The organism is Ruegeria sp. YTSA064, assembly GCF_059610325.1.
This window is the reverse complement of sequence record NZ_JBXWNK010000009.1, coordinates 108,823-120,942: the sequence shown is the minus strand read 5'-3', so window position 1 is coordinate 120,942 and position 12,120 is coordinate 108,823. Positions and strand designations below refer to the sequence as shown.

The 12,120-nt window shown below is 56.6% G+C and carries 15 protein-coding genes; 12 read left to right on the top strand and 3 right to left on the bottom strand.

All coding sequences use genetic code 11. From position 1 onward, the window contains the following. The first annotated feature begins 79 nt into the window (after positions 1 to 79). Positions 80 to 943: a hypothetical protein gene (locus AC2FI7_RS14960; RefSeq protein ID WP_010437992.1), complete on the top strand. Its 864-nt coding sequence runs from the start codon at positions 80 to 82 to the stop codon at positions 941 to 943. A 3-nt stretch (positions 944 to 946) separates the two neighbouring features. Here the strand turns inward: AC2FI7_RS14960 and AC2FI7_RS14955 are convergent, their stop codons facing one another. Further along, a complete protein-coding gene (locus AC2FI7_RS14955) occupies positions 947 to 1,744 on the bottom strand; it encodes a phytanoyl-CoA dioxygenase family protein (protein ID WP_029621670.1) in 798 nt (265 codons plus the stop codon). 85 nt (positions 1,745 to 1,829) lie between these two features. Here AC2FI7_RS14955 and AC2FI7_RS14950 point away from each other — a divergent pair, with 85 nt between their 5' ends. Next, on the top strand, positions 1,830 to 2,726 hold the full coding sequence (locus tag AC2FI7_RS14950) for a LysR family transcriptional regulator (RefSeq protein WP_496816518.1): 897 nt from the start codon (positions 1,830 to 1,832) through the stop codon (positions 2,724 to 2,726). 3 nt (positions 2,727 to 2,729) lie between these two features. Here the strand turns inward: AC2FI7_RS14950 and irrA are convergent, their stop codons facing one another. Beyond that, positions 2,730 to 3,146, bottom strand: a complete 417-nt coding sequence (gene irrA, locus AC2FI7_RS14945) for an iron response transcriptional regulator IrrA (protein ID WP_010437987.1) — start codon at positions 3,144 to 3,146, stop codon at positions 2,730 to 2,732. Positions 3,147 to 3,333: 187 nt separating this feature from the next. Between irrA and fabA the strand changes: the two genes are divergently transcribed. The 4 genes from fabA to AC2FI7_RS14925 are packed head-to-tail and all read left to right on the top strand — an operon-like array spanning position 3,334 to position 6,148. Beyond that, the gene (gene fabA / locus AC2FI7_RS14940; protein ID WP_010437986.1) at positions 3,334 to 3,843 is read left to right on the top strand and encodes a bifunctional 3-hydroxydecanoyl-ACP dehydratase/trans-2-decenoyl-ACP isomerase; all 510 of its coding nucleotides are present in this window, start codon (positions 3,334 to 3,336) and stop codon (positions 3,841 to 3,843) included. 30 nt (positions 3,844 to 3,873) lie between these two features. Beyond that, positions 3,874 to 5,103: a beta-ketoacyl-ACP synthase I gene (gene fabB / locus AC2FI7_RS14935; protein WP_010437985.1), complete on the top strand. Its 1,230-nt coding sequence runs from the start codon at positions 3,874 to 3,876 to the stop codon at positions 5,101 to 5,103. 5 nt (positions 5,104 to 5,108) lie between these two features. Next, positions 5,109 to 5,900, top strand: coding sequence for an enoyl-ACP reductase FabI (locus tag AC2FI7_RS14930; protein ID WP_010437983.1), 792 nt, complete (start codon positions 5,109 to 5,111; stop codon positions 5,898 to 5,900). Positions 5,901 to 5,959: 59 nt separating this feature from the next. Continuing rightward, positions 5,960 to 6,148, top strand: a complete 189-nt coding sequence (locus AC2FI7_RS14925) for a hypothetical protein (protein WP_170781545.1) — start codon at positions 5,960 to 5,962, stop codon at positions 6,146 to 6,148. 11 nt (positions 6,149 to 6,159) lie between these two features. Here AC2FI7_RS14925 and AC2FI7_RS14920 read toward each other — a convergent pair whose 3' ends face one another. Beyond that, on the bottom strand, positions 6,160 to 6,588 hold the full coding sequence (locus AC2FI7_RS14920; protein WP_496816522.1) for an FKBP-type peptidyl-prolyl cis-trans isomerase: 429 nt from the start codon (positions 6,586 to 6,588) through the stop codon (positions 6,160 to 6,162). Positions 6,589 to 6,712: 124 nt separating this feature from the next. On the opposite strand from AC2FI7_RS14920, the gene AC2FI7_RS14915 reads away from it, so the two are divergent. The 6 genes from AC2FI7_RS14915 to AC2FI7_RS14890 all read left to right on the top strand — a co-directional run bounded on the left by AC2FI7_RS14915 (position 6,713) and on the right by AC2FI7_RS14890 (position 12,111). Then, entirely contained in the window at positions 6,713 to 7,399 is a 687-nt protein-coding gene (locus AC2FI7_RS14915; RefSeq protein WP_496816524.1) for a haloacid dehalogenase type II, read from the top strand. Next, on the top strand, positions 7,399 to 8,226 hold the full coding sequence (locus AC2FI7_RS14910) for an alpha/beta fold hydrolase (protein WP_496816526.1): 828 nt from the start codon (positions 7,399 to 7,401) through the stop codon (positions 8,224 to 8,226). The genes AC2FI7_RS14915 and AC2FI7_RS14910 overlap by 1 nt, the downstream gene beginning before the upstream one ends. Then, positions 8,223 to 9,197 (top strand): threonine ammonia-lyase, encoded by a 975-nt coding sequence (locus AC2FI7_RS14905; protein WP_496816528.1) that lies wholly within the window; start codon positions 8,223 to 8,225, stop codon positions 9,195 to 9,197. The genes AC2FI7_RS14910 and AC2FI7_RS14905 overlap by 4 nt, the downstream gene beginning before the upstream one ends. A 75-nt stretch (positions 9,198 to 9,272) precedes the next feature. Then, the gene (gene pcaD / locus AC2FI7_RS14900) at positions 9,273 to 10,061 is read left to right on the top strand and encodes a 3-oxoadipate enol-lactonase (RefSeq protein ID WP_496816530.1); all 789 of its coding nucleotides are present in this window, start codon (positions 9,273 to 9,275) and stop codon (positions 10,059 to 10,061) included. Between the two features lie 11 nt (positions 10,062 to 10,072). Beyond that, positions 10,073 to 10,786, top strand: a complete 714-nt coding sequence (locus tag AC2FI7_RS14895) for an alpha/beta fold hydrolase (protein WP_010437976.1) — start codon at positions 10,073 to 10,075, stop codon at positions 10,784 to 10,786. A gap of 230 nt (positions 10,787 to 11,016) precedes the next feature. Continuing rightward, the gene (locus AC2FI7_RS14890) at positions 11,017 to 12,111 is read left to right on the top strand and encodes a Zn-dependent alcohol dehydrogenase (protein WP_010437975.1); all 1,095 of its coding nucleotides are present in this window, start codon (positions 11,017 to 11,019) and stop codon (positions 12,109 to 12,111) included. Positions 12,112 to 12,120 lie beyond the last annotated feature (9 nt).

The following is a 12,120-nucleotide window of genomic DNA, read 5'->3' as shown; positions in this document are numbered from 1 at the left end:
TATCGAACACCGCTTGCAATGCTGGCGCAATTACCCGAATTTGGCGGGAATTTCCAGCGAGGCGGAAACAAAGCCAACGATGCAGTACGATTCCCTTGATCACCTTCTGAAATCCGGCGGTGAGGCCCTGAACAATGGCCCCATAGCGCTGATCTTCGCCGAAGATGAAGTCGAATTGGAAAGCACGCTTCATCACCACCTTAAACTGGGGTTCAAATCGGTGATCGCGTTCCTGCCAAGGGAATTTGCGATCGACGATGATCTGAGCGAGAGGGTCTACAGGGTTGTGATGACATGCGCGCCCAGAACAGTCGTTTTTGACGCCGTCAACCGGATCATCCAAGCCACGCAAGGCGTCTGGATATACTACTGCTACAACGCCGAATACCTGTTCTATCCGTTCTGCGAGACCCGCTCGGTTGGCGAATTGCTCGCCTTCCATTCAGAAGAGCGGCGTCAGGCGATGTTGACCCACGTGATCGATCTGTATGCGAACGATCTAACGGCCTTTCCCAACGGCGTGGCCCCCGATCAAGCAATGCTGGACAAGACCGGATACTACGCCCACACGCGGCATGATGCATCTGGCAAGCCGCTAGAGCGGCAGCTGGATATGTCTGGCGGCCTGCGCTGGCGGTTCGAAGATCATATCCCCTATGAACGGCGCCGCATCGATCGGATTTCGCTGTTTAAAGCAAAACCCGATCTGAAACTTCTGCCGGATCACACGTTCAACGAGGCGGAATACAACACCTACGCCTGCCCTTGGCACAACAACCTGACCGCCGCGATCTGCTCCTTCCGTGCGGCCAAAGCACTAAAAACGAACGCCGGATCGACGTTCGATATCTCTGATTTCCGCTGGAACCATTCAACTCCGTTCGAGTGGGATTCGCGCCAGTTGCTGGATCTGGGCCTGATTGAATCGGGCCAGTGGTTCTAGATCCTAACGCTGCAACAGAACCGGGAACCAGTCCTCGCGTAGCCTTTGCCCCGGCACCATGTCATGCCCCGGAAATGGCGGCGATGTCCGCCCCGGACGTTCAACATAGCGCGCATCATCACCAACCAACCGCAGCGAGAAGGCCCTGCGCCGACTGTCGGAAGTATTGCCACGGGCCCCGTGGAGCGTGCGATAGTTAAAGGCCACGGCGTCGCCTGGCTCCATCTCGAATTCGACAACCTTCATCCCTTCTGCATCCGGGTCGGGGATCGGCATGTACTGCCCCTCATCAGGGAAGAACCCTTCTTCCGAGACCCAGCGAGTAGGCAGCACTTCTTTTTCCCAGCGGTGCGATCCGGCGACGCAACGCAAGGTCGCTTGTTTCACCGGGTCCAACGGTGACCAGAAGCTTATATTTTGTTGGCCATCGACAAAATAGTAGGGCCCATCCTGATGCCACGGAGTCGCCATTGAGGTCCCGGGCTCCTTCACCAGTACATGGTCGTGGAACATCTGCACGGATTGCGATTGCATAAGGTCGGCTGCAACTTCGGCAGCAGGGGATGTTTCGATCACTTCACGAAACTGCGGGATACGAGACCAGTTGCAATAGTCGTCGAAAAAACGGCCGGTCTCACCGTCTTTCTTGTTCTCTGACGCATAGGGACCCGGTTCATCCATATTTGCCGCAACCCCAGCCCGCAGGGTTTCAATGTGATCGGCGAACAGGCCTTTGACCAACACAACACCGTCCGTCTGGAAGTCGTCAATCATGGCTTGGGAAACAAGAGGGTGAGTCATCGCGGTCTCCTTGGATTTGTCGCCCGATCTGCGCATGAATGAGCCCTCTATTCAAATCATATCTTTCGATTTAGGTATTAACCTAATGTTATACCTTACACTCCGCCAATACGAATATGTCTGCGCCATTGGTCGACATGGCAGCCTGTCTGCGGCAGCACAGCGCCTGAACGTCTCGCAACCCGCCTTGTCCAATGCGCTGACCCGGGTCGAATCACATTTGGGATATCCACTCTTTGCCCGAAGGCGGGGTGCCGCGATGGCATTAACCCCGCAAGGCCGCAAGTTTATCGAAGAAGCCGAAGCCGTGTTGAACCGAGCAGCCCTATTAGAACAGTCAAAACAGCCGCTAACCGGCGAGAACCGATTGCGCCTGGGATGCTTCGTCGATCTGGCTCCCTTTCTTCTGGCCCAATCTCTGCACCGTCTGCGAGAGGCCTTGCCCGATGTCGTCCTGACACACGGGGTTGAAACGTTCGAAGGTCTGATTTCCGGCCTGATCGATGGCAGATATGATTTTGCGCTTACGTATGATCTGGGCATGGACGCCGGTTTTTTGTGCAAGAAGCTGTTCGACAGCACGCCACATGCACTGCTTTCACCCGATCATACACTGGCGAGGGCCGAGCAGGTGACCCTAACCGAGCTCGCGGCACATCCATTGATTCTGTCCAAAGAGGGTCTGTCCGCGCAGCATGTGCTCGCGCTCTTCAGACGCAAAGGTCTGAATCCCACAATCTCGCACCGGGCGGAATCACTCGAGCTTTCGCGTAGTCTGGCTGCTCATGGGGAAGGTATCGGGATAAGTTATACGAGCCCTAAAAGCGGCTTCAGCTATGATCAGGGCCGCCTGGTAAGCCTGCCGATCACCGATCCGGACGCAACCGAATCCGTCGTTTTGGCGCGGCATGGCACGGGGCCTACAGATCCACTGATCACGCAGGCCGAACATGCATTGGTCACTCTGTTACGAAAGGATTAGCTGTTATTTCTTCCGCAAGCGGATCACCACATCGACCGATGCGATTTCGACGCCTTCAGGAGCTTCCGGCAATTGCTGAATCACCAATTGCTCTGACGGCGCATCGCTTAGGCGGCTTTCGTTTTCCCAATAGAAATGTGGATGGTCGTGCGTATTGGTGTCGAAATAGCTTTTGGATCCGTCCACAGTGATTTCCTGCAGAACCCCGGCATCGCAGAACGCGCGTAATGTGTTGTATACGGTCGCCAGCGAAACCGCGTCACCTTTGGCTTTTGCGGATTCAAACAGGCTTTCTGCGGTCACATGACGATGCAACCCGTCACCCACAAGCAATTCGGCCAAAGCAACCCTTTGGCGCGTGGGGCGCAAACCTGCGTCAACCAACCAATTTGCAGCGATGTCACGGCTCTGAGGTGTCATGAATCCGATACCTGTGTTTTGCTGCCCTTAATATAAGTGCGCCCGACCTGCAATTTCAAATGAAATTCATTCGCAAGAAGTATACGTGTCACGACATGATATGGCGTGCTGGTCTTGCAGGACCTTGCAAACGGGTGCTAGACGAGACCAGATATAACGAACAGACCCAGGCAGGAGAGGCGGCAGAATGGCCCAATTCCCAAGCAGTTTTGACAAGGACGATCTGCTGAAATGCGCCCGCGGCGAGCTTTTTGGCCCTGGCAACGCGCAGTTGCCCGCCCCGCCGATGCTGATGATGGACCGGATCACCGATATCTCGGGCGATGGTGGTGCGCATGGCAAAGGCCATGTACTGGCCGAATTTGATATTACACCCGACCTTTGGTTCTTTGACTGCCATTTCCCCGGCAACCCGATCATGCCCGGCTGTCTGGGCTTGGACGGTCTGTGGCAACTGACCGGCTTCAACCTAGGTTGGCGCGGCTGGCAAGGCCGTGGCATGGCCGTTGGCGTCGGCGAGGTCAAGCTTACCGGGATGGTGCGCCCGGACCGGAAGATGCTGACCTATAAAATTGATTTCAAAAAAGCGATACAAACGCGCCGTCTGACAATGGGTGTGGCAGATGGCATCGTCGAAGCCGATGGCGAATTGATATACGACGTCAAGGACATGAAGGTCGTTCTGTCAGACGCCTGAGCCTGACCGGCCGAAACAAGGAGTACGCACATGCGTCGAGTAGTCGTCACCGGTTTGGGGGTTGTGTCCTCGATCGGGAACAACGCTGAAGAGGTGCTTGCCTCGCTGAAAGCAGGCAAATCCGGCATTGAGGCCAACGAACAGATGGTCGAACACGGCTTTCGTAGCCAGATCGCCGGTTCGCTGAAAATCGATGTAGCCGATCACGTGGACAAGCGCACGCTGCGGTTCATGGGACCGGGCGCAGCTTATGCCCATATCGCGATGAGCCAGGCCATCGCTGATGCCGGGCTGACCGAAGATCAGGTCGTCAATCCGCGCACCGGTCTGGTCGCGGGTTCGGGCGGACCTTCGACCAGCGCGATGCTGACCTCACACCAAACCGTGCTGAAAACCGGCGCGACCAAACGGATCGGCCCGTTTGCAGTGCCTAAATGCATGTGCTCGACGATTTCAGCGAACCTTGCGACCGCGTTCAAGATCAAGGGCATCAATTACTCGATCACTTCGGCCTGTTCGACGTCGCTGCATTGCATCGGCAACGCTGCGGAACAAATCATGCTGGGCAAGCAGGACGTGATGTTCGCAGGTGGCGGCGAAGAACTGGACTGGACCCTGTCCTGCCTGTTCGACGCGATGGGTGCGATGTCGTCCAAATATAACGACACGCCCGACAAAGCCTCGCGCGCATTCGATCAGAACCGCGACGGGTTCGTAATTTCCGGTGGTGGCGGCATCGTGGTTCTTGAGGAGCTCGAACATGCGCTGGCCCGTGGCGCCAAGATTTATGCCGAAGTCACGGGTTATGCCGCGACATCTGATGGGCACGACATGGTGGCACCCTCTGGCGAAGGCGGCGAACGCGCGATGCGTCTGGCGCTGTCGACCGTGCCCGAAGGCCGCAAGGTCGGCTATATCAACGCCCACGGCACCTCGACCCCGGTTGGCGATGTAGGCGAAGTCGAAGCCGTACGCCGTATCTTTGGGGAAGGCAGCGTACCTCCGATTTCATCAACCAAATCGATGACCGGCCACGCGCAGGGCGCGGCTGGCGCGCTTGAGGCAATCTTCTGCCTGCTGATGCTGGAACATGATTTCATTACTCCGTCGATCAATGTCGACACACTTGCCGAAGGCATCCTGCCCGGTGAAATTGCAACTCAAGTAGTTGAAAACGCAGGCCTGGACAGCGTGATGACCAACAGCTTCGGCTTTGGCGGCACCAACGGATCCATGGTTCTGTCGAAGTATAACGGGTGAACAAGATGTCGGATATTCTCAAGGGTAAACGCGGCCTGATCATGGGCGTGGCAAATGACCGCTCGATTGCATGGGGCATCGCCAAAGCCATGCACGAGGCGGGTGCTGAACTGGCTTTCACCTATCAGGGCGAGGCGTTCGGCAAGCGGCTGGAACCTCTGGCCCAGAGCCTTGGCAGCGACTTCATGGTCGATGCGGATGTCACCGATGACGCTTCACTAGACCGCGCGTTTGGTGAGTTGGGAAAGCGCTGGCCGACCATCGATTTTGTCGTCCACGCTATCGCCTATTCGGACAAGAACGAACTGACGGGCCGTTTCCTGAACACCACACGCGCGAACTTCAAGCATTCAATGGATGTGTCGGCCTATTCGTTTATCGAGGTCGCACGCCGCGCTTATCCGCTGATGAAGGACAATGGCGGCACGCTTCTGACTCTAACCTATCAGGGCTCGAACAAGGTAGTGCCGAATTACAACGTCATGGGCGTCGCCAAAGCGGCGCTGGAATCTGCGACCCGTTATCTGGCAAACGATCTGGGCCCCGACGGCATCCGCGTCAACGCCATCTCACCCGGCCCTATGAAAACACTGGCCGGTGCCGCCATCGGCGGAGCGCGCAAGACCTACAAGTTCTGCGACCAGAACGCCCCCATGCGTTCGAACGCGACGCTTGAAGCGGTTGGCGGCACTGCCGTTTATCTGGCTTCTGATGCGGGAAGCTACACCTCGGGTGAGATCATCCGTGTCGATGGTGGGTATCATATTCTGGGTATGCCTCAGCCCGAGGCCATGTGACCATATCTTTCCCTGCGGGTGCCAAGATTTGACCATCTTTGCCCCGCAGGGATTACGATATGAGCAAACTTGAACAAATCCTTGCTAGTAACGCGCGCTCGCCAGCGTTGAAACGCAAGTCAGGAAGCGGACGTGCACGTCTGTTGCTGCTAATACTCACATCGCTGCTGATTGCCTTTGTGTTTCTGACCCAACCGCCCGTACGCGATGCGGTTGAGCCTATGTTGTCACATATCCCCGGCCTTTGATCTTAACGGGATCAGTTGATCGAAACTATTTCGATATCAAAGACCAGATCTTGCCCCGCCAATGGATGATTTGCATCCAGGGTCACTGTCGCCTCATCTACTTCGACAACAGTCACTGGCAGTGCCTGACCGTCCGGCGTTTGCATCTGCAACTGCGTACCAGGCTCTGGAGGTATGTCGTCCGGAATACCTTCGCGCGGGATCTGCTGTCGCATTCCCGGGTTGATTGGTCCATAGGCATCAGTGCAGGCAATCTCAACGCGCTTTTTCTCACCGACCTCCATGCCAGGCAGAGCCACATCAAGACCCTTGATGATCTGGCCTGAACCAACCGCAAACTCAAGCGGATCACGCCCCTCGGAACTGTCGAAGACTTTGCCGTCCAACAGAGTTCCGGTGTAGTGGATGCGAACCGTGTCGCCTTGTTTGATTGCGGTCATGATGGCCTCCGGCCTGAAAAGAAATGAACGGCGCAGCCTAGAGGCTGACACGGCATTGTAAACCCTGCCCTCTTTAACCCCTGAACCGGTTGTGTTTACCTGCGCCCGATCAGGGGAGGATCGGATGGCTATCACCACTTGTGTGTTCGACGCGTATGGTACTCTGTTTGACGTGGCCGCTGCTGCCCGGCAGGCCGCAGCGGAACCGGGGTTCGGGGCGCTGGCGGATAAATGGCCCGAATTGGCCAGTCACTGGCGTCTGAAGCAACTGCAATACACTTGGCTGCGTGCTGTCGCTGATGCGCATTGTGACTTTTGGGACGTCACGCAAGATGGGCTGGATTGGGCGTTGGAAGCGGTTGGCCTGCAAGGGGATAACACCCTTCGGCAGCGCTTACTGGATTTGTATTGGGAGTTGCAGGCCTATCCTGAGGTCCCCGAGATGCTTAAAGCACTGAAAGCGGGCGGGATGCAGACGGCCATCCTGTCCAACGGTTCACCTCCTATGTTGGATGGTGCGGTTCAATCTGCTGGGATCGGAGATGTGCTTGATGACGTGTTGTCGGTTGAAAGCGTCGGGGTCTTCAAACCCCATGTCAGCGTCTATGACCTCGTGCAAAACCGGTTTGGCTGCGCGCGTGACGAAGTGCTATTCGTCAGTTCAAACGGCTGGGACGCCGCTGGGGCAAGCGGCTATGGATTTGTTACCGCTTGGGTGAATCGCACAGGGGAACCGATGGACCGCCTGCCTTGGAAACCTGCCCATGTGCTGTCTGACCTGACGACGATCCCGCAATTGGCGGGGCTTTGATGGCGTATTTCACCACTTCGGACGGCAGGCGCCTCTATTACGAAGATACAGGTACAGGTCAGCCACTGCTTTGCCTGGCGGGTTTGACCCGAAATTGCCGAGACTTTTCATTTCTTGCACCGCATGTGGCGGATCTTCGAATGATTTCGATGGATTATCGCGGGCGCGGAAAATCCGATTTTGATGCGAACTACATGAACTACAACATTCTGCGCGAGGGGCAGGATGCAGTTGAACTGCTGGATCACCTGGGCTTGGGCAAGGTGGCACTATTGGGCACCTCGCGCGGGGGGCTGATTACCATGGCGCTGGCCACCAGCCTTCCTGACCGCCTGGCAGGTGTGATCCTGAATGACGTCGGACCGGTGATCGAACTCGGTGGTATTGCCAAGATCATGGACTATGTCGGCAACCGCCCAACCCCAAAAACCTACGACGATGCGGCTCACGCCCTTGGGGTCATGATGGAATCGCAATTCCCAGGTGTCTCTTTGGACATCTGGAGGCAGCAGGTTGAGAACCAGTACATCCAGACCGATACCGGACTGGACCTGCGCTATGACCCTGCCCTGAGAAACGCTCTGATCGAACAGGCAGCAAAAACGCCCGCTCCTGACCTCTGGCCTTTGTTCGACGCGTTGCACGATATCCCGACTGGCGTTATCCGGGGTGCGAATTCCGACCTGCTGAGCACTGCCACAGTACAAGAAATGCACGCGCGCCACCCTAAACTGATCTCAACCGAAGTACCGGACCGTGGTCATGTTCCGTTCCTGAACGAACTGCAATCCCTCGACCTTATCCACCAAATATTGGATGCCACATGAGCAACATTGACATGATCGAAGCCGCAGCCAACAGGCTGAAAGGGCACGTGCGCGAGACCCCGCTTCTGTCATCACCTTTTCTGGATGAAATCGCGGGTCGCCGCGTATTGGTAAAACCCGAATGCCTGCAACACACCGGTAGTTTCAAGTTTCGCGGCGCGTGGTCAGCCATCTCTGCGCTGGATGACGCGGCGCGCAACCGCGGGGTGATCGCCTATTCCTCGGGCAATCACGCGCAGGGCGTTGCCTATGCTGCGACACAACATGGGATATCTTCGGTCATCGTCATGCCGTCGGATGCGCCGAAGCTGAAGATTGAAAACACCCGCGCGCTGGGGGGTGAAGTGGTCCTCTATGACCGTGCAACCGAAAGCCGCGAAGACATCGGTGAAGCGCTGGCTACTGAGCGCGGTTTGACTCTGATCCGACCCTATGATGAGCCGCAAGTGATTGCAGGGCAAGGTACGACGGGATTGGAATTGGCGCGTCAAGCGCACGAGCTTGACGTGACCGAAGGCGATGTCCTCGTGTGTTGCGGCGGAGGTGGGTTGACCTCTGGCATTGCACTGGCTCTGGAACATCATGCGCCCGGCCTACGCGCGCGCCCATGTGAGCCCGAGGGGTTTGACGATGTGAAACGCTCTTTGCAGATTGGCGCAATCCAAAGCAACAATGCCTCATCCGGTAACATCTGCGACGCAATCCTGACACCGCAACCGGGGCGAATTACCTTTCCGATTCTTCAACGGCTTTGCGGCCCCGGACTTGCAGTATCTGAACAAGAGGCACTGCACGCCGTGGCCCTCGCCTTTTTGCGCCTCAAAATAGTATTGGAACCAGGTGGAGCGGTGTCTTTGGCGTCAGCGCTGTTTCGGAAAGATCAGATTGAAGGGGATACCGTAATCGTCGTGGCCTCGGGCGGGAATGTAGATCCGAAGATATTTGAACAAGCGTTGGAATTCCTTACCTGACAATCGGAAGCGATCGGTGCAAAATCTGATCGAGTTTGTTTTATTAGGCACCCTGAGCAGACGGGGACCGATTACATGCATATCGCTGACCTGAAAGACGTAAGTCTACACTATCGAATTGACGGAGATGTCGATGGAGCCCCCATTGTATTCGCCAATTCACTGGGTACCGACATGCGCCTTTGGGACCCGATTATACCTTTTCTGCCCAAGGGGTTACGGATCATCAGATTCGATAAACGCGGACACGGATTATCGTCCCAACCAGCCGGCCCCTACTCAATGGGGAGCTTGGTACGAGATGCTGAACAACTGTTGGATCATCTCGAGGTAAAAGACTGCGTGTTTGTCGGCCTGTCCATTGGCGGGATGATAGCGCAGGGATTGGCGGTAAAACGCATGGATCAGGTCCGCGCACTGGTGCTGTCCAATACCGCTGCCAAGATTGGGACGCCGAAAATCTGGCATGACCGTATGGCAGCCGTCCGGGCCGGTGGAATCGAAGCCCTTGCCGACGCCACAATGGAGCGTTGGTTCTCGAAACACTTCCAGTCCGGCCCCGAGATGCCCCTGTGGCGAAACATGATGGTTCGGCAACCAGTTGAGGGCTATCTGGGGTGTTGTGCCGCAATTTCGGGCACAGATTTCTATACGCCCACCAGCGGACTGCAGCTGCCCACATTGGGAATTGCCGGCAGCGAGGACGGTTCGACTCCGCCCGATCTGGTACGTGAAACGGTTGATCTGATACCTGGCTCGCGCTTTGCACTGATCCGACGGGCGGGTCATCTGCCATGTGTCGAACGCCCAAGGGAATATGCCGAATTGCTTGGCGATTTCCTGATCGAGATCGACCATATCTGAAGGAGAAACAGTTGGCGGACTTCTTACTAGTCCACGGGTCATGCCACGGCGCCTGGTGCTGGCGTGACCTGATTCCGGAACTGACCACATTCGGGCATTCTGCCCGCGCTATCGATATGCCAAGCCATGGTTCGGACCCAACTCCAATTCAGGATGTGACCCTCGAGTCCTGCCGGGATTCAATTTTGAAAGCCTCAACACCACAATCGATCATCGTGGCACACTCCTGGGGCGGTTATCCCGTCAGCGCGGCTGCCGAGGCTGATCCGGACGCCATGCGGGGTGTAATTTATCTCAGCGCATATGTCCCGCAATCCGGGCTTTCCATGATTGAAATGCGTAAACGCGCGCCTCGCCAGTTGATAGGTGATGCCGTCGAAAAGTCTTCTGATGGTCTATCGTATACGGTTGTGCCGGATCGGGTTCATGATCTGTTTTATCATGACTGCCCGCATGAGGTTGTGGCCTACGCGTTTGGTCGCTTATGCCCCCAAGCTATCGCGCCGCAAGCGACACCATTAGATACAGGCAAAAACTTCGCCAGCGTCCCAAAAGGATACATCCGAACGACTGATGACCGTACAGTGCCGACCGAGTATCAAGCCGAAATGGCTGGATGCGCAGACGCCGGTATGCGCCTGACCATCGACAGTTCTCATTCACCGTTCTTCTCGCACCCTGAGCATCTGGCCGGATTGATGCACCAGATCTCGGAACGAATGTGACCGGGGCCCGATGACAAGCGATCGCAATCACCGCGAAGGCGGGGTGCAAAACTGGCCCAGCTATTCGTTCGGCTCTTGTGGAATGCGAGGCGGAAAGATTGATAACAGCCTGCTGCATTTATGAACGCGCGCGCCGCATTGGCATAACAACGACATATACGTGACGGAAACCACCTTGCAGGTTGGGCCAGGACGCGCCACCGTGAGCTCAAACGGGAACGGGGAAAAACATGCAATCCATCAAAGCAGCCGTGTGCCGGGCGTTCGGCGAACCGCTGATCATCGAAGACATTCTGATCGCGCCACCTGGAATGGGTGAGGTAGAAGTTACGCTTGAGGCCGTGGCAATCTGCCATTCGGATATCTCATTCGCCAGCGGGGCATGGGGCGGTCACCTACCTGCCGTCTACGGGCATGAGGCCGCTGGGATAATCTCGGCAGTCGGAGACGGTGCGGGCGATTTTAGGGTTGGTGATCCGGTGGTCGTGACACTGATCCGTGCGTGCGGGTCATGCCCCTCGTGCGCTGGGGGAAAACCCACCATTTGCGAAACGCCCTATGACACGATCAAAGGACCGCTACGAACCGCAGACGGGGGCGCATTGGAACAAGCGATGGCATGCGGTGCATTCGCCGAGAAGGTCGTGGTCAGCCATCGTCAGATCGTCAGAATTCCCGAAACTTTACCAAAGGATCTCGCCAGCCTGCTCTCGTGCGGCGTGATCACCGGGGTCGGTGCAGCCGTAAACGCCGCTGAATTGCGCCCCGGGCAGGATGTTGTAGTGATTGGTGCCGGTGGGGTTGGCCTAAATGCGATTCAAGGCGCACGTATCGCCGGCGCGCGCCGTATCGTTGCCGTCGACATGACCGAAGAAAAGCTTGAGATCGCTAAAGAGTTCGGAGCGACGCATGGCGTTCTGGGCAGCCTCAAGGAACCTTGGAAAGCCGCGTATAAAGCGCTTGGCGGGCGTGGAGCAGACGCGGTTCTGATCACCGTTGGTGCAATCCCGGCCTATGACCAGGCCCCGCGCTATCTGGGCCGCGGTGGCAAAGCGATCATGATCGGGATGCCGCATTCCGGTGACATGTCCAGCTATGAACCCGTCGTTTTGGCAGCGCTTGGGCAAGGCATGGTTGGATCAAAAATGGGGGACGTTGTGATCCAGCGCGATATTCCGTGGATGATTGATCTCTATGAACAGGGGCGGCTGAAACTGGACGAGTTGATCTCGGGTCGCTGGTCCCTTTCACAGATCAACGAAGCCATCGAGGATACCAAGACCGGTGCTGCCAAGCGCAATGTGATCATGTTCGACCACGACTGAATCCCTGAA

Excerpts from the sequence above, each read along its gene's own strand:
- AC2FI7_RS14960 (WP_010437992.1), top strand. The coding sequence starts at position 80 with ATGCAGTACGATTCCCTTGATCACCTTCTGAAATCCGGCGGTGAGGCC.
- AC2FI7_RS14955 (WP_029621670.1), bottom strand. The coding sequence starts at position 1,744 with ATGACTCACCCTCTTGTTTCCCAAGCCATGATTGACGACTTCCAGACG.
- AC2FI7_RS14950 (WP_496816518.1), top strand. The coding sequence starts at position 1,830 with ATGTTATACCTTACACTCCGCCAATACGAATATGTCTGCGCCATTGGT.
- irrA (WP_010437987.1), bottom strand. The coding sequence starts at position 3,146 with ATGACACCTCAGAGCCGTGACATCGCTGCAAATTGGTTGGTTGACGCA.
- fabA (WP_010437986.1), top strand. The coding sequence starts at position 3,334 with ATGGCCCAATTCCCAAGCAGTTTTGACAAGGACGATCTGCTGAAATGC.
- fabB (WP_010437985.1), top strand. The coding sequence starts at position 3,874 with ATGCGTCGAGTAGTCGTCACCGGTTTGGGGGTTGTGTCCTCGATCGGG.
- AC2FI7_RS14930 (WP_010437983.1), top strand. The coding sequence starts at position 5,109 with ATGTCGGATATTCTCAAGGGTAAACGCGGCCTGATCATGGGCGTGGCA.
- AC2FI7_RS14925 (WP_170781545.1), top strand. The coding sequence starts at position 5,960 with ATGAGCAAACTTGAACAAATCCTTGCTAGTAACGCGCGCTCGCCAGCG.
- AC2FI7_RS14920 (WP_496816522.1), bottom strand. The coding sequence starts at position 6,588 with ATGACCGCAATCAAACAAGGCGACACGGTTCGCATCCACTACACCGGA.
- AC2FI7_RS14915 (WP_496816524.1), top strand. The coding sequence starts at position 6,713 with ATGGCTATCACCACTTGTGTGTTCGACGCGTATGGTACTCTGTTTGAC.
- AC2FI7_RS14910 (WP_496816526.1), top strand. The coding sequence starts at position 7,399 with ATGGCGTATTTCACCACTTCGGACGGCAGGCGCCTCTATTACGAAGAT.
- AC2FI7_RS14905 (WP_496816528.1), top strand. The coding sequence starts at position 8,223 with ATGAGCAACATTGACATGATCGAAGCCGCAGCCAACAGGCTGAAAGGG.
- pcaD (WP_496816530.1), top strand. The coding sequence starts at position 9,273 with ATGCATATCGCTGACCTGAAAGACGTAAGTCTACACTATCGAATTGAC.
- AC2FI7_RS14890 (WP_010437975.1), top strand. The coding sequence starts at position 11,017 with ATGCAATCCATCAAAGCAGCCGTGTGCCGGGCGTTCGGCGAACCGCTG.